Annotated in this window: 17 protein-coding genes; 7 read left to right on the top strand and 10 right to left on the bottom strand. The window is 60.5% G+C overall.

Annotation, left to right across the window (positions count from 1 at the left end):
* The 3 genes from ACR0NT_RS14035 to ACR0NT_RS14025 form a co-directional block, all read right to left on the bottom strand.
* Positions 1-103: GTP-binding protein (locus ACR0NT_RS14035; RefSeq protein ID WP_377181647.1), on the bottom strand; the 103-nt coding region annotated here is incomplete at its 3' end.
* A gap of 113 nt (positions 104-216) precedes the next feature.
* Positions 217-810 (bottom strand): hypothetical protein, encoded by a 594-nt coding sequence (locus tag ACR0NT_RS14030; RefSeq protein WP_170674024.1) that lies wholly within the window; start codon positions 808-810, stop codon positions 217-219.
* A gap of 98 nt (positions 811-908) precedes the next feature.
* Positions 909-3,257, bottom strand: a complete 2,349-nt coding sequence (locus ACR0NT_RS14025; RefSeq protein WP_170674025.1) for a DNA topoisomerase IV subunit A — start codon at positions 3,255-3,257, stop codon at positions 909-911.
* Between the two features lie 200 nt (positions 3,258-3,457).
* On the opposite strand from ACR0NT_RS14025, the gene ACR0NT_RS14020 reads away from it, so the two are divergent.
* The 6 genes from ACR0NT_RS14020 (at position 3,458) to ACR0NT_RS13995 (ending at position 7,670) form a co-directional block, all read left to right on the top strand.
* A complete protein-coding gene (locus ACR0NT_RS14020; protein ID WP_480443252.1) occupies positions 3,458-4,066 on the top strand; it encodes an SH3 domain-containing protein in 609 nt (202 codons plus the stop codon).
* A 69-nt stretch (positions 4,067-4,135) separates the two neighbouring features.
* A complete protein-coding gene (locus tag ACR0NT_RS14015) occupies positions 4,136-4,963 on the top strand; it encodes an SDR family NAD(P)-dependent oxidoreductase (RefSeq protein WP_170674027.1) in 828 nt (275 codons plus the stop codon).
* A gap of 80 nt (positions 4,964-5,043) precedes the next feature.
* On the top strand, positions 5,044-5,247 hold the full coding sequence (locus ACR0NT_RS14010; protein WP_170448106.1) for a twin transmembrane helix small protein: 204 nt from the start codon (positions 5,044-5,046) through the stop codon (positions 5,245-5,247).
* On the top strand, positions 5,248-5,820 hold the full coding sequence (locus tag ACR0NT_RS14005) for a cob(I)yrinic acid a,c-diamide adenosyltransferase (protein WP_170674029.1): 573 nt from the start codon (positions 5,248-5,250) through the stop codon (positions 5,818-5,820).
* A gap of 162 nt (positions 5,821-5,982) precedes the next feature.
* Positions 5,983-6,741, top strand: coding sequence for an electron transfer flavoprotein subunit beta/FixA family protein (locus tag ACR0NT_RS14000; RefSeq protein ID WP_170448102.1), 759 nt, complete (start codon positions 5,983-5,985; stop codon positions 6,739-6,741).
* On the top strand, positions 6,741-7,670 hold the full coding sequence (locus ACR0NT_RS13995; protein WP_170448100.1) for an electron transfer flavoprotein subunit alpha/FixB family protein: 930 nt from the start codon (positions 6,741-6,743) through the stop codon (positions 7,668-7,670). Before ACR0NT_RS14000 ends, ACR0NT_RS13995 begins: the two co-directional genes overlap by 1 nt.
* Before the next feature lie 61 nt (positions 7,671-7,731).
* Here ACR0NT_RS13995 and ACR0NT_RS13990 read toward each other — a convergent pair whose 3' ends face one another.
* Positions 7,732-8,541 (bottom strand): DUF6473 family protein, encoded by an 810-nt coding sequence (locus ACR0NT_RS13990; RefSeq protein ID WP_480443249.1) that lies wholly within the window; start codon positions 8,539-8,541, stop codon positions 7,732-7,734.
* 163 nt (positions 8,542-8,704) lie between these two features.
* Here ACR0NT_RS13990 and ACR0NT_RS13985 point away from each other — a divergent pair, with 163 nt between their 5' ends.
* Positions 8,705-9,580, top strand: a complete 876-nt coding sequence (locus tag ACR0NT_RS13985; protein ID WP_170448098.1) for a 3-hydroxybutyryl-CoA dehydrogenase — start codon at positions 8,705-8,707, stop codon at positions 9,578-9,580.
* Between the two features lie 79 nt (positions 9,581-9,659).
* Here ACR0NT_RS13985 and ACR0NT_RS13980 read toward each other — a convergent pair whose 3' ends face one another.
* The 6 genes from ACR0NT_RS13980 to ACR0NT_RS13955 are packed head-to-tail and all read right to left on the bottom strand — an operon-like array spanning position 9,660 to position 14,346.
* The gene (locus ACR0NT_RS13980) at positions 9,660-10,559 is read right to left on the bottom strand and encodes a lysophospholipid acyltransferase family protein (RefSeq protein WP_170674031.1); all 900 of its coding nucleotides are present in this window, start codon (positions 10,557-10,559) and stop codon (positions 9,660-9,662) included.
* Positions 10,560-10,598: 39 nt separating this feature from the next.
* Entirely contained in the window at positions 10,599-10,868 is a 270-nt protein-coding gene (locus tag ACR0NT_RS13975) for an HPr family phosphocarrier protein (protein ID WP_170328297.1), read from the bottom strand.
* A 2-nt stretch (positions 10,869-10,870) separates the two neighbouring features.
* The gene (locus ACR0NT_RS13970; protein WP_170674033.1) at positions 10,871-11,278 is read right to left on the bottom strand and encodes a PTS sugar transporter subunit IIA domain-containing protein; all 408 of its coding nucleotides are present in this window, start codon (positions 11,276-11,278) and stop codon (positions 10,871-10,873) included.
* Positions 11,275-12,156 (bottom strand): RNase adapter RapZ, encoded by an 882-nt coding sequence (rapZ, locus tag ACR0NT_RS13965; protein ID WP_480443245.1) that lies wholly within the window; start codon positions 12,154-12,156, stop codon positions 11,275-11,277. The genes ACR0NT_RS13970 and rapZ overlap by 4 nt, the downstream gene beginning before the upstream one ends.
* Complete coding sequence (locus tag ACR0NT_RS13960; protein ID WP_170448089.1) at positions 12,153-12,623, bottom strand: HPr kinase/phosphatase C-terminal domain-containing protein; 471 nt, start codon at positions 12,621-12,623, stop codon at positions 12,153-12,155. Before ACR0NT_RS13960 ends, rapZ begins: the two co-directional genes overlap by 4 nt.
* Before the next feature lie 4 nt (positions 12,624-12,627).
* The gene (locus tag ACR0NT_RS13955) at positions 12,628-14,346 is read right to left on the bottom strand and encodes a sensor histidine kinase (RefSeq protein ID WP_170448087.1); all 1,719 of its coding nucleotides are present in this window, start codon (positions 14,344-14,346) and stop codon (positions 12,628-12,630) included.
* Positions 14,347-14,377 lie beyond the last annotated feature (31 nt).

Raw genomic sequence — 14,377 nt, 5'->3', positions numbered from 1 at the left:
ACTTGGTGATCGCTGCGGTCAGCGTCGTTTTACCATGGTCAACGTGGCCAATCGTGCCGATGTTGACGTGCGGTTTTGTACGCTCAAACTTTTCCTTTGCCATTCCTCAGGCACCCTTTTGCGATTTGGGGGACCCTTGGTCCCGTGGTTACATCTGCGCGCGCGAGATATTTGGTTCAAAGGGGAAAATCAAGCACATCCTGCGTTAAAACCCGTTTACGATGCCGGATTTTGCGTCAACACGTCGGATTCCAGCGGCTGGATCAGGTCCGGGCGCCGATCGAACCAGCCGTTCTCTTCATGTTCTTCGGCCAACCACTCTTCGACCCGGTCGGCCACTTTGAGAGCGAGACCGCTCATTTGTTCCTCTTTGGTGCGCTCATGGCCCGAGCCCTTGAACGCGCTGCCGCCGGTCGTGTCCTCCAGCACCTGAAACTGCTTTCCCTTGGCAAGGAACTCTTTCTTGTTCACGTCGTAGACGTTCACAAGCACAATGGCGGTGCTGCGCGGGTTGTAGATCACCGGGATGCCCGGAGGAGCCAGCATATAACCTTCGAGGCTGATGCCGATGTCGTATTCTTGTGCGCCCTCGTACCGGCCAAGTCGAATATCAACTGCATTCTGAATGGCCTCGGTCCATTCACCCGGCGTGGCGTCACGCGACACCGGCCCCTGAACCGCCTTGTCGGCAAAGGCGTAGTTGACCCTCAGCTTGAACTCACCCAACGACTCAGGTTCTTCGTAAACCTGTGTCTGGGTGCAAGCGCCCATCAGGGCCAGTCCGGTGATCAAGGTCAGAATGCGCAACATGGTCTCTTCTCGATAGGCCTGTTTTGCTTTGATCTAGCGCACCGATACGGCCTGTGCCAAGCCGTATCGGCGAAATTCTACCTGAAGCGCGTGTCCGATCACGAGAATTTATAATCGCGCGGGAAGCCGTAGGGCGGCTTTTTCCCGACGCTGGCACGCTTGGCCAGCCATTGGGACATGTCGGCTTCGTGTCGGGTTTTGTCACCGCCCATGGACCATTTCAGACCCTCTTCCCAGTTGAAGGTCGTCAGGTCCGACAGACCGCCATCCAGCTCCAGCGTCCCCTGACGCCCGCGTGCCATGTTATACTTCTGCAGGCGCACACCTTTGCCGCGGGTCATCTCGGGCAGGTCCTCGGTCGGGAAGACGAGGAACTTGCCGTTCTGGGACACCACGGCCACGTGGTCGCCTGCGACCGGCTTACAGATCATCGCGGTTTCGTCGCCTTTGACGTTCAGAACCTGTTTGCCGTTGCGGGTTTGGGCCAGCACCTCATCTTCAGGCACCATGAAGCCGTTGCCCGCGTCCGAGGCCACCAGCAGCTTGCGCCCCGGCTTGTGGATCAGGATGTCGATGATCTGCGCCTCGTTCGGTAGATCGACCATCAGGCGCAGCGGCTCACCCATGCCCCGCCCACCAGGCAGGTTGGAGGCGCTGACCGTGTAGAATCGCCCGTTCGAAGCAAATACCAGCAGGCGATCCGTGGTCTCTGCGTGGAAGATGAAACGTGGGCCGTCACCATCCTTGAACTTCAGCTCACGCTTCAGGTCGATATGACCGGTCATAGCGCGAATCCAGCCCATTTGAGAGCAGACGACCGTGATCGGTTCCTTGTCGATCATCGCTTCAAGCGGAACTTCTTCGACCTGCCCGGCCTCGGCAAACTGGGTCCGGCGCGCGCCGCCTTCGTAGTCTTTGCCGAAGGTCTTCTTAGTCTCTTTCAACTGCTCGGCGATCTTGGCCCATTGCAGGGCGGGATCGGCAAGCAGGTCCTCGAGATTGGCGCGCTCTTCCATCAACGCATCGCGTTCACGGACCAGCTCCATCTCTTCGAGACGACGCAAGGAGCGCAGGCGCATGTTCAGGATGGCGTCGACCTGAACCTCGGACAGCTCACCCTCGCCCGGCTTGGGCGAGACATAATCCGCCTCACTGGTCGCGCGAACATGGGTAATGCCCCAATCCTCGCGCATCAGCGCGGCTTTGGGGTCGTCGTCATAGCGGATAATGTCGATCACGCGGTCGAGGTTCAGGAAGGCGATGATAAAGCCCTCCAGAACCTCCAGACGATGATCGATCTTGCCCAGACGGTGACGCGAGCGGCGGATCAGCACCTCTTGCCGGTGATCGAGGAAGGCGCGCAGCACTTCCTTCATCGAGCAGACCTTGGGCGTCACGCCGTCGATCAGCACGTTCATGTTCAGGCTGAACCGCACCTCAAGGTCCGAGTTGCGATAGAGCATCCCCATCAGCACCTCGGGGTCCACGTTCTTGGAACGCGGTTCGAGGATCAGGCGGATATCGTCGGCGGATTCGTCACGCACATCCGCAAGGATCGGGATTTTCTTGGTCTGGATCAGCTCGGCGATCTTTTCGATCAGCTTGGATTTCTGAACCTGATAGGGAATCTCGGTGACCACGATCTGCCACTGACCACGGCCCAGATCTTCGACCTCGAACTTACAGCGCAGGCGGAACGATCCACGCCCGGTGCGATAGGCTTGCGCGATGTTCTCGGGCGGTTCGACAATCACGCCGCCGGTCGGGAAGTCCGGACCGGGCACGTAGTTCAGCAGCGTATCGTCGCGGGCCTCTGGCACCTTGATCAGATGCAGGCAGGCGTCGCACAGCTCAGAAATATTGTGCGGCGGAATATTCGTCGCCATGCCGACCGCGATACCGCTGGAGCCGTTGGCCAGCAGGTTCGGGAACTGCGCGGGCAGCACGACCGGCTCGGTCAGGGTGCCATCATAGTTGTCGCGGAAATCGACGGCGTCCTCGTTCAGGCCCTCAAGCAGCGCCTCGGCCACGATGGTCATCCGTGCTTCGGTATATCGCGAGGCCGCCGGGTTATCGCCGTCGATATTGCCGAAATTCCCCTGCCCGTCCACCAGCGGATAACGGACGTTAAAATCCTGCGCCAAACGCGCCATTGCGTCGTAAATCGCGGCGTCGCCATGCGGGTGGTAGTTACCCATCACGTCGCCCGAAATCTTGGCGGATTTCCGGAACCCACCCGTCGCGCTGAGTCGCAGCTCGCGCATCGCATATAGGATTCGCCGGTGAACCGGCTTCAGACCATCGCGCGCATCAGGCAAAGCCCGGTGCATGATGGTGGACAGCGCATAGGTCAGATAGCGTTCGCCAATCGCGCGGCGCAGCGGTTCAGCTACCTCGCCCCCGTTCCCGGGGGCCTCCATGTTGGGGTCGTCGATCGTATCGTTCATATATGATGTGATACGCCGCAAGAGCGCCTTGGTAAAGCAAGCAGCGCATATTTTGCTGGGGACAAGTGGCGCTTTTTGCAACAGGGGGAGGCAACCCCCGGATTTCCCCGGTTTTTCGACACGCCCCCCGAATTATGTTACCCTGAACGGATTAGACTACTGCCTATTTGTTGTTTCTTACGATTGCCGGGGGATGCGCCATGACGCGCCTTATTGTTATGACTTTCGCTGCACTTGGTTGGTGCTTTTACGTAATGAGCGGTGGACCGGATTTCGAACCGCGTGGCCTGCGGGCCGAACAACCCGTTCGCATCGCCTCGGCTCCGAATCCATCTGTCGCCCCTGCCCGCGCCGAAGAGCTTGTGACCAATGTCGCGGCCCGCGTTCCGACCCTGCGCATTCAGCCGGAATCGGCGGTGGACGAGGTGGTCGAGTTCGTGGCCGATGACGCCACGCTCGAATCTTTCTCGACCCTGTCGGTGTTCGAAGACCAGAGCGCCAACATTACGCTGGCCTCGCTTGAGGACGGCGTAGCCGGTCTGAGCCAGACCACCGACGAGGTTCAGAACGATGTGGCGGAAACGCCCGCCCTCCCCGAGCCGGAAAAGGACATGCGTGAAATCTCGGGCACCCGCGTGAACATGCGCGACGGGCCGGGCACGATCTATCCGATCATCGGCAAGGCCACCATCGGCCAGCAGGTCGAAGTGCTGAGCGAATCCGGCACCGGCTGGCTGCGCCTGCGCGTGTTGCCGCAGCAACAGGTCGGGTGGGTTTCTGCCTCGCTGGTACGAAAAACCCGGAACTGACGTCGTGCTGTCATTGTCCTGACCCGAACCGCGCCATAGCTTAGGCGCAGGTTCAAAGTCAGGAAGATCATGCAAAAGACCATTCTTATCACCGGTTGCTCCTCGGGCATTGGCCTGGACGCGGCCCATGGGATGCGTGCGCGTGGATGGCGGGTGTTTGCGTCCTGCCGCCAGCAGCGCGATTGCGACCGCCTGAGGGCGCAGGGATTCGAAAGCCCGCAGATTGATTACACCGACGCAGACAGCATCACCTCGGGCCTTGCTGAGGTTCTGGAGGCCACCGGCGGCACGCTGGACGCACTGTTCAACAACGGCGCGCATGGCTTGCCCGGCGCGGTCGAGGACCTGCCGACAGAGGGTCTGCGCGCGATATTCGAATCCAACTTCTTTGGCTGGCATGAACTGACCCGGCAGGTGATTCCGGTCATGCGGGCGCAGGGGCATGGGCGAATCGTTCAGAACTCCTCGGTCCTCGGTTTTGTGGCCTTTCCCTGGCGCGGGGCTTACGTGGCCACGAAATACGCTGTCGAAGGTCTGACGGACACGCTGCGCCTGGAACTGGCCGACACCGACATCAAGGTCATTCTGATTGAACCCGGCCCGATCACCTCGAAGATCCGCGAAAACTCGATCCCGTTTTTCGAACGGTTCATCAATTGGCAGAATTCGGCCCTGCGCGAACGGTACGAGGCGTCCCTGTTGAAAAGACTGTACGAATCCTCGGGGCCCGACCGGTTCGAGCTGCCGGCCTCGGCCGTGACAGACAAGCTGGCCCATGCGGTCGGGTCAAAACGCCCCCGGGCGCGGTACTATGTGACGACCCCTACTTATATCGCCGGATGCCTGCGTCGCATCCTGCCGACCCGTACCATCGATCGCATCCTCTCGGACGTCTGAGGCGAAATTAACCGTTCGCTTTTTGGCCCTGTGGGTCTAGATGGTAGACCAACGAAACAAGAAACGCGGACGGTGCACCCATGGACCTTTTGATGGTCGTTTTGCTGTTGGCTATGGCGGCGGTGGTCGTCGTGCTGGCGATTGGCATCTCAAACTTCGGCAAAAGCGGAAAAAGCGCCGCGATGAAAAGCAACAGGATGATGCAGCTGCGCATCCTGTTTCAGTTCATTGCCGTGGTGCTGATCGTGCTCTACGTCTGGCTGCGCGGACAAGGAGCACAGTAAATGGTCGTTCTGAACAAGATTTACACCCGCACCGGTGATGACGGGAAGACGGCGCTTGGCAATGGTGAGCGGGTTGCAAAATATTCCGGTCGCGTGGCCGCCTATGGCACCGTGGACGAGCTGAATGCCTTTGTCGGCGTGGCCCGTACCGAGGCCGAAGGCGATGTCGATGCCGCCCTGTCGCGCATTCAGAACGACCTGTTCGATCTGGGCGCCGACTTCTGCCGCCCCGAAATGGAAAAGGATGCCGAGGCCGACTATCCGCCCCTGCGCGTCGTTGCCTCTCAGATCGACCGGCTCGAGGCTGAAATCGACGCCATGAACGAATCTCTGGAGCCGTTGCGCAGTTTCATCCTGCCGGGCGGGTCGCGGTTGGCGGCGCAGCTTCATGTATGCCGGACCGTATCGCGCCGGGCCGAGCGGCTGGCCGTGGAACTGACCAACATGGAGCCGGTGAACGAGGTCGCGGTGAAGTACCTCAACCGCCTCAGCGACTGGTTCTTCGTGGCCGCGCGCTGCGCCAATGAAAACGGCACGCGGGATGTGCTGTGGATCCCCGGCGCGAACCGCTAAGTTTCGGGCCGCAGCGTCAAAAAACACGAAACGCGACGTCCCAAACCCATGACGTGACGATTTTGCTCTGTTGCGCGGCGAATTCAGACGTTATTCAAACGTCCGAGAGCATTGGTGGAGTCGCAACGCGGCTTACCGTTTTTTGTGAGGAGCAAGCGCAAAATGAAGGTACTCGTGCCTGTCAAACGCGTGATTGACTATAACGTTAAGGTTCGCGTCAAGGCGGACGGTAGCGGTGTCGATCTCGCCAATGTCAAAATGTCGATGAACCCGTTCGACGAGATCGCGGTGGAAGAGGCGATCCGCCTGAAAGAAGCGGGCAAGGCTGACGAAGTTGTTGTCGTTTCGATCGGCGTCAAGCAGGCGCAGGAAACCCTGCGGACCGCGCTGGCCATGGGCGCCGACCGCGCGATCCTGGTTGTTGCAACCGATGACGTGCACACCGATATCGAACCTCTGTCCGTTGCGAAAATCCTGGCCAAAGTGGTCGAGGAAGAGCAGCCGGGCATCGTTCTGGCGGGCAAGCAGGCGATCGACAACGACATGAACGCCACCGGCCAGATGCTGTCGGCCCTGCTGGGCTGGTCGCAAGGCACCTTCGCGTCCGAGCTGGACATCGAAGGCGACAGCGCCAAGATCACCCGTGAGGTTGACGGCGGCCTGCAGACCATCTCGGTCAAGATGCCGACCATCGTGACCGTCGACCTGCGCCTGAACGAGCCGCGCTATGCGTCGCTGCCGAACATCATGAAGGCGAAGAAAAAGCCGCTGGATGAGAAAACTGCCGCCGATTACGGCGTCGACGTCTCGCCGCGTCTGGAGATTGTCAAAACCGAAGAGCCGCCGGCACGTGCCGCCGGTATCGTCGTGGGCTCGGTCGACGAGCTGGTCGAGAAACTCAAAGAAGCGGGGGCTGTGTAATGGCTGTTCTTCTTCTCGCTGAAGTCAACAATGGTGAGCTGTCGATGGACGCCACCGCCAAGGCCGTCAACGCCGCAAAGGGTCTGGGTGACATCACCGTTCTGGCCGCGGGTGGTTCTGCCGCCGCCGCTGGTGAGGCCGCTGCCAAGATCGATGGCGTGTCCAAGGTTCTGGTTGCCGAAGACGCCTCGCTGGGTCACCGCCTGGCGGAATCGACCGCAGCGCTGATCGTGTCGCTGGCTGACGGGTACGAGCACATCGTTGCCCCCGCCACCACCGACGCCAAGAACGTCATGCCGCGCGTTGCCGCGCTGCTGGACGTGATGGTCATCTCGGATGCATCCGGCGTGGTTGACGGTTCGACCTTCGAGCGTCCGATCTATGCGGGCAACGCGATCCAGACCGTAAAGTCGAACGACGCCAAGAAGGTTGTCACCCTGCGTACCGCCAGCTTTGACGCGGCGGGCGAAGGTGGTTCGGCGGCTGTCGAGACCATCTCGGTCGGTGAAAACCCCGGTCTGTCGTCCTGGGTCGAGGATAAGGTGGCCGAGAGTGACCGCCCCGAACTGACCTCGGCTGGCGTGGTTGTCTCGGGCGGCCGTGGTGTCGGCTCGGAAGAGGACTTCAAACTGATCGAAACCCTAGCCGACAAGCTGGGCGCCGCTGTTGGCGCGTCGCGTGCGGCTGTTGACTCGGGCTATGCCCCGAACGACTGGCAGGTGGGTCAGACCGGCAAGGTTGTTGCCCCGGACCTGTATGTCGCCGTCGGAATCTCGGGCGCGATCCAGCACCTGGCGGGCATGAAGGACTCGAAGGTCATCGTTGCGATCAACAAGGACGAAGAAGCCCCGATCTTCCAGGTGGCTGACTTCGGTCTGGTTGCCGACCTGTTCGACGCCGTGCCGGAACTGACCGAGAAACTCGGCTGATCATAGGATTAGGTTTTTCTTAGAGAAACCTTGAAAGGCCCGCCCAAAAGGCGGGCCTTTTTCAATTCAGGTTCCGAATTGGACCAACCAATGCATCGGCAATGGTCTTATGTGCGGCAGGGCCAATCATGTGCTCGGCCATCGGCTGTTGCAGGGTGCCGAACAGCATGTCCTCAAGTTCATCAGATTGACCGGACACATGGGCCGCAACCTCGACACAGTTGGTGATGAGCGGCCGGACGGCCTCCAGCATCTCGTCCGTGACGGTGACCGGAACCCGCTGATTGTCGTTGTCCTGCAAGACGCGCAGGCCCAGCAGAATGACCGGTGTCTCAAGCCTGCCCAGCAGATCGCTGATTTTTTGAACCCAGTTTCGGCGCAACTCTTCGGCCACAACCTCGAAACGGGCGTCCTGATAGCCCTGCAGCAGGCGCATCAGGTGGCACACGAAATGGACATCGGCAAAATCCACCTCGGGGTACAGATCGATCAAATCCGGTGTTGGAGCCAGTACCCGGTCATTGCGCCGGGGATGGACGCGATAAAAGTGATTCGACTGGCTCAGGACGCCCGGGGCCTGCAGAATGCACAGCTCTGCCCCGTTCAGAAGTGAGAACAGCCCCGCATCACCGCAGAGCGCGTCCAGCCCACAAAACAAACTGCCCAAATTCAGGCACCGCCGGTCCAGCCGGTCTTCGAGAATCGCCGCAAAGGGGCGTTCGACAAACCTGCCATAGGTCTCATCCCCGCCGGCGCAGACCATATAGGCCGTGTCCAAGGACCGTTCCGGCCCGCGGAACCAAAGACGCGAATCTCCGTATTGGCATACGTCATGCCCGGCCCCCGCCGAGCCTGTTTGATGATAGCTCATAACACTCACCCATTTTTCACCCGGTTGCCATCTTGCAGCCCCATGTCTTTAGAAAGTGCTAATGTGCGCATTTGAAGCAAATTGGATGGGTTCGATCCCCTTGCCGCCCCCACCGATCTGCCGATACTGTCCTCGCAACCCCGAGACACAGAGGCCTCAGAAAATGGATGTAAAATCAGTCGGAGTGATCGGCGCGGGCCAGATGGGTAACGGTATCGCCCATGTTCTGGCGCTGGCGGACTATGACGTTCTGCTCACCGATGTGAACCAGGACGCGCTGAACGCTGCCGTAGCGACGATTGAAGGCAATATGGCGCGCCAGGCCTCGCGCGGGAAAATCACCGATGAGGCGATGCAAGCCGCAATGGGCCGGATCAAGACCACGCTGCAGCTACCGGAACTGGGTCAGACGGATCTGGTGATCGAAGCCGCCACCGAGCGTGAGACGATCAAGCAGGCCATTTTCGAGGACCTGCAGCCGCATCTGCAGCCGCATACGATACTGACCTCGAACACCTCGTCGATCTCGATCACACGCCTGGCCAGCCGCACGGACCGACCGGAAAAGTTCATGGGGTTCCACTTCATGAACCCGGTGCCGGTGATGCAATTGGTCGAACTGATCCGCGGCATCGCCACGGACGAAGAGACATTCGGCACCTGCAAGGCGGTGGTGGACCGTCTGGGCAAGACCGCCGCCAGCGCCGAGGATTTCCCCGCCTTTATCGTGAACCGCATCCTGATGCCGATGATCAACGAGGCGGTCTACACCTTGTATGAAGGTGTCGGCAACGTGCAGTCCATCGACCAGTCGATGAAGCTGGGCGCGAACCATCCGATGGGGCCGCTGGAACTGGCCGATTTCATCGGGTTGGACACCTGTCTGGCGATCATGAACGTGTTGCATGACGGATTGGCCGATACCAAGTACCGCCCTTGCCCGTTGCTGACCAAATATGTCGAAGCCGGGTGGCTGGGCCGCAAAACCGAGCGTGGGTTTTATGATTACCGGGGCGAGGTTCCGGTTCCGACACGTTAAGGCAGAGGGGGCCAGCCCCCTCGCCCGGATTTTATCCGGGCTCACCCCCAGGATATTTTTGGCCAGATGAAGAGGCGGATCAGCGTTTGATTGACTGGCCCAGCGACAGTGTGTGCTTTCTGAGCCAAGCCATGAAGCCGCGCGGGTCGCGTTCCAACAACTGCATATCCTCGTCCGAGATCGGATCGCCGATCACCGGGGATTGCGGTTTGTTGCAGGAGCGTACGATTTCATGCAGCAAAAGCCCCTGCCGCAGGATCGGTGACAGCTTGTTGGCGATCTGATAAGCGCGCGAGTTGCTGCCAGGAAAGAAAATCGGAACAACCCGTGCCCCGGAGCGGCGGATCATTTTGGCGGTGAACACGTTCCATTCGCGTTCCTGCGCCGGGCCGAACCAGTCGTCCGAGGACATCACCACGCCCGATGGGAACAGGGCCACAACGCCGCCCTCTTTCAGATGGTCCATCGCCTTGCCGCGCATTTCCAGCATCTTGGCCTGTGCTTCGGGGTCATGCGGGAACGGCACCGGAATCATGAACGAGGTGGCCGCTTCGTCCAGCCCTGTCAGGACCGAGCGGGTTAGGATGCGATAGTCGCTGCGCACCCGACCGATCAGCTCGGCGAAAATCATGCCGTCGACCATGCCATGAGGGTGGTTCGCCACCACGACCACGGGGCCTTCTTTCGGGATGCGGGCAATCTGCTCTTCCGGCGTGGTCAGGTCGATGCCCATGACCTCGAGCGCACCGCCCCAGAACCGCTGGCCGCGATAGTATTCGTTCTTTTTCTCGAACTTGTTGACCATGCGCAGGATGGTCAGCTTGCCCGTGCACCATTCGATGGCGCGAATGGCCGTGGACGTCCAGGCATCATCGAACGAGTTCGCGTAGGTCAGGGTTCTACGGTCGTAGATTTCGCCCTGGTCCGCTGTCCCATCCACCATCGGGCCTGTCTTGGTCTCGTGCGTCGTTTCCGCCAATTCCTGGTCTTCCCGTTCTTCGTATCGCGGCTGGTCTGGTCAGAACCCTTCCCCGAACTTGTCGTTCACCAGGGTTTCCAATGCATCAGCCAACGCCTCAGCATCCGGTCCGGACGTCTCGACGTCAATAGTCGTTCCGCGAGAGGCTGCCAACATCAAAAGGCCCATAATACTGTCGCCCGATGCAGAAAAGCCGTCCTTGGAAACCTCGGCCTGCGCGTCAAAGCCCTCGACCACCTCAACCAGCTTGGCCGAGGCGCGGGCGTGCAAACCTTTTTCATTAATGATTTTCAGGCTTCGATTGGTCATTCTTAATCAATCCGGTCTTCTTGTAATGTCACATTTTGCGCATTGATATATTTGCGTCCAGCCTCCATCGCCTGCCGCACCGCATCAGCAATGGGCAGGTGGCGGGTTTTAGCCAATTTAATCAACATAGGCAGATTTGCACCGTAAAGGATGCGACGGTCCTGCGGCGCGCAGGCCCGCAGGCTCAGATTCGACGGGCTGCCTCCGAACAGGTCGGTCACGACAACCACGCCATCCCCGGCATCAACACTGTCGGCAGCGGCGCAAATCTCGGCCTGCTTGGCCTCGCGATCGTGATCGGGCTCGATCGAAATCGCGGCCAGGCCGGATTGCTTTCCGACCACATGCTGCATGGCGGCCAGGTATTCCTGCGCCAGCCCCCCATGTGCTACGAGTACAATCCCGATCAATCCGGCCTCACATTCAATGATCGTCGTTCCATTTCGCGGTGCCTAATTGCCACTTGCTGCCCCTCTTCTGCAAGGGCCTTTGCAACCGCTTCGGCCATTGCCACCGATCTGTGTTGCCCTCCGGTACAGCCAAAGGCCACGGACAGGTGCGCTTTGCCTTCGGCCCGGAAGGTCGGCAGCAGGACTTTCAGCAGGTCAACCACCCGGTCGAAAAACGGCGCGTAGTTCGTATCCGACTGAACATAGTGCGCCACGTCCGGGTTTCGACCATCTTCTGCCCGCAACTCGGGCCGCCAATAGGGATTGGCCAGAAACCGGCAGTCGAACACCATGTCCAGGCCCCGCGGCAGACCGCGCTTGTACGAAAAGGATTCGATGGCCACCGACAGGTGCCGCCCACCCTGCGGGGCGAACCAGCGTTCGACCTCCTGGCGCAGTTGGTGAATGTTCAGCGGGCTGGTGTCGATCAGGATATCGGCGATTTCACGGATCGGGGCCAGCAATTCCTTTTCCTGACGCACACCGGTTTCCGGACTGGCATCCGCTGCAACCGGGTGCCGGCGACGGGTTTCCGAAAACCGCCGCAAAAGAACATCGTCACTGCAATCCAGATACAGCGTCGTCAGGTCGACCTGCTCCATCCGCCGCAGCCTGACAGCCAGTTCGATAAAGCCGATGGTCGAGAAATCACGGTTGCGCGCGTCTATACCCAGTGCCATCGGGCGGTCACTTTGCGGGCCTTCCAGCAAGCGCATCAAAAGGCCCATCGGCAGGTTGTCGATGGCTTCAAAGCCCAGATCTTCAAGAACCCGGATCGCCGTCGAGCGGCCCGCACCCGAGGGGCCCGTCACCAGGACGATGCGCCGTTGCGTTGTCATGTGCTGGGCCATTCCGGGTCCACGCGCCCCATCTTCAACAATTGCATTAGTGCCGCAGCTAAATTGGGCACGCCCCCCGCACGAAGCAAGGGAACAGTTTGCCTCAGCACCACGGTTTTTGCCGGCTCTGGCAGGCGCGCCGGTTCGATCTGGTCAAGGTCGACCACATAGCGGACCGGCGTCGCCCCCGCAGCATGTGCACGCAGCAAGCCGAGGCCGCGCGCCTCAATCAACCCGCGCAGGTTCGGGGCAGCGTCGGCTATGGCCTTGTCGCCTGCCATTCGCAGCTCGACCCGGTCATCGCCGACCAACTCGGCCCCAAGCGCCATCATCTGCAGGGCCAGCGCCGATTTCCCCGTCCCCGAGCGCCCGAGGATCAGGGCACCCTGCCCACCAACGGCAACACATGTGGCGTGGAGTATGGCGGTGTCCTGCTGTTGGATGTCCAAGAGGGTCTGACCGCTCATGCGCTTATACGGGGAGGCCCACGACGAAACGCGCGCCTTGCGGGTCCGACGTGATATCCGCTTCGGTCGGGCGAATATTCTCGGCCCAGATCACGCCGCCGTGCGCTTCGACGATCTGTTTCGAGATCGCAAGGCCAAGACCCGAGTTATTGCCAAAATGCTCGGCCGGGCGTTGCGAATAGAACCGCTTGAATATCTTGGTCAACGCCTGTTCCGGAATGCCGGGACCGGTATCCTCGACCACGATCAGTACGCGGTTTTCGCGCCGCCGCACCCAAAGCCGAATGGCATCACTTTCCTCGCAAAAGGAAATCGCGTTGGTGATCAGGTTGACGAAAACCTGCGCCAGCCGCGCCTCAAGCCCGTTGATCGTGATCGGCTGAGACGGCAGGTCGGTGATATAGTCGATGCCTTTGGCGCGGGCATCTTCGCCCAGAAACTGGCTGATATTGCCCAGCAGTTTGAGCAGGTCGAAGGGCTGTTCCTCTTCTTTGACCAGTTCTGCATCCAGCCGGGACGCGTTCGAGATGTCGCTGACCAGACGGTCCAGACGCCGCACGTCATGTTCGATCACGCCCAGCAGCTTGTCGCGCTGATCGTCGCGTTTGACCATACGCAGGGTGCCCACCGCCGATTGCAGACTGGCCAGCGGGTTCTTGATCTCATGCGCCACGTCGGCCGCAAACTGTTCGTTGGCGTCGATGCGACTATACAGCGCCGTCACCATCCCCCGCAGCGCGCGGCTGAGGCGCCCGATCTCATCCGGGCGGGCGCTGAGGTCGGGGATGCGGATACGGCCCGGATTGACCCCGGCACCGCGATCCTTGCCCATTTCGGCAGCGGCGGCCAGATCGGCCAGCGGGTTGGCGATGGTCGAGGCCAGCACAAGGCTGAGCCCGATGGACACCAGCAGCGCCACAACGAACATCTGCAGAATGCGTTCTTGTTCGCGCCGGGCCAGCGCGTCAATCTCACCAGCAGGACCAGCCATTGCGACCGCGCCGACCGGTGCCCCGTCCAGCAGGATCGGAGCCGCGCTGACGATGACGGTTTTGCCCATGTCATCCTGAACCGCCTGCACCTGCATCTGGCCCTGCAGCGCCTGCGGAATGATCTCCTGCACCCTTTGCGCAAGGGTCGGCGCATCAGTGCCGCCCCCGCCTGCAAAGACTCGGGACAAACCGGTCCAAACCGCATTCAGCGCGTCGCTGATCAGTGTGCTGCCGGTTTGAACCTCGGCGTCAGGCCTCAGAAGAACCGGCATCTGCGATGAGGCCGATGCCCCCCGCGTCCAACCGATCAGAGTTCCGCCAGCGTCATAGACAAAGACCTCACCCCCGTCGGGAAGGCTGAGGCCTGCAAGCGTATCCTTCACATCCAGCGCGGCCGTTTCGGGTGAACTGGCGGCCTGGTTCTGACGCAGCTGGGCCTCGAACACGTTGCTGACCAGCTGAGCGTCCCCGATCAGGTTGCGCGCGGTCTGCTGGACCTGCTCGTCACGGGAATCGTCGAGATACAGCAAGCCGGTGACAAGGATGACCAGCGCGATCAGGTTGAAGGTGATGATCTTCCGCGCCAGCGGTGAGCCGCGCAGCGAAAACAGGTTGCGCCGCCGTCGCGTAGCACGCAGTTCGGCAGACTCGGAATCTTGCGGGATGACCCAGTCATCCCCCAGAACAACATCTCCGTCCTGTAATTTGGTCACTTGTTCCGTATCGCGCACCAGACCCGGTTACCCTTTTTCAGCGGCTACG

The organism is Ruegeria sp. AB10, from assembly GCF_056542745.1.
This window is presented reverse-complemented; position numbering and strand designations above follow the sequence as displayed.

Bases quoted from the DNA above. Each gene is read 5' to 3' on its own strand.
- ACR0NT_RS14030 (WP_170674024.1), bottom strand. From the start codon at position 810: ATGTTGCGCATTCTGACCTTGATCACCGGACTGGCCCTGATGGGCGCT.
- ACR0NT_RS14025 (WP_170674025.1), bottom strand. From the start codon at position 3,257: ATGAACGATACGATCGACGACCCCAACATGGAGGCCCCCGGGAACGGG.
- ACR0NT_RS14020 (WP_480443252.1), top strand. From the start codon at position 3,458: ATGACGCGCCTTATTGTTATGACTTTCGCTGCACTTGGTTGGTGCTTT.
- ACR0NT_RS14015 (WP_170674027.1), top strand. From the start codon at position 4,136: ATGCAAAAGACCATTCTTATCACCGGTTGCTCCTCGGGCATTGGCCTG.
- ACR0NT_RS14010 (WP_170448106.1), top strand. From the start codon at position 5,044: ATGGACCTTTTGATGGTCGTTTTGCTGTTGGCTATGGCGGCGGTGGTC.
- ACR0NT_RS14005 (WP_170674029.1), top strand. From the start codon at position 5,248: ATGGTCGTTCTGAACAAGATTTACACCCGCACCGGTGATGACGGGAAG.
- ACR0NT_RS14000 (WP_170448102.1), top strand. From the start codon at position 5,983: ATGAAGGTACTCGTGCCTGTCAAACGCGTGATTGACTATAACGTTAAG.
- ACR0NT_RS13995 (WP_170448100.1), top strand. From the start codon at position 6,741: ATGGCTGTTCTTCTTCTCGCTGAAGTCAACAATGGTGAGCTGTCGATG.
- ACR0NT_RS13990 (WP_480443249.1), bottom strand. From the start codon at position 8,541: ATGAGCTATCATCAAACAGGCTCGGCGGGGGCCGGGCATGACGTATGC.
- ACR0NT_RS13985 (WP_170448098.1), top strand. From the start codon at position 8,705: ATGGATGTAAAATCAGTCGGAGTGATCGGCGCGGGCCAGATGGGTAAC.
- ACR0NT_RS13975 (WP_170328297.1), bottom strand. From the start codon at position 10,868: ATGACCAATCGAAGCCTGAAAATCATTAATGAAAAAGGTTTGCACGCC.
- rapZ (WP_480443245.1), bottom strand. From the start codon at position 12,156: ATGACAACGCAACGGCGCATCGTCCTGGTGACGGGCCCCTCGGGTGCG.
- ACR0NT_RS13960 (WP_170448089.1), bottom strand. From the start codon at position 12,623: ATGAGCGGTCAGACCCTCTTGGACATCCAACAGCAGGACACCGCCATA.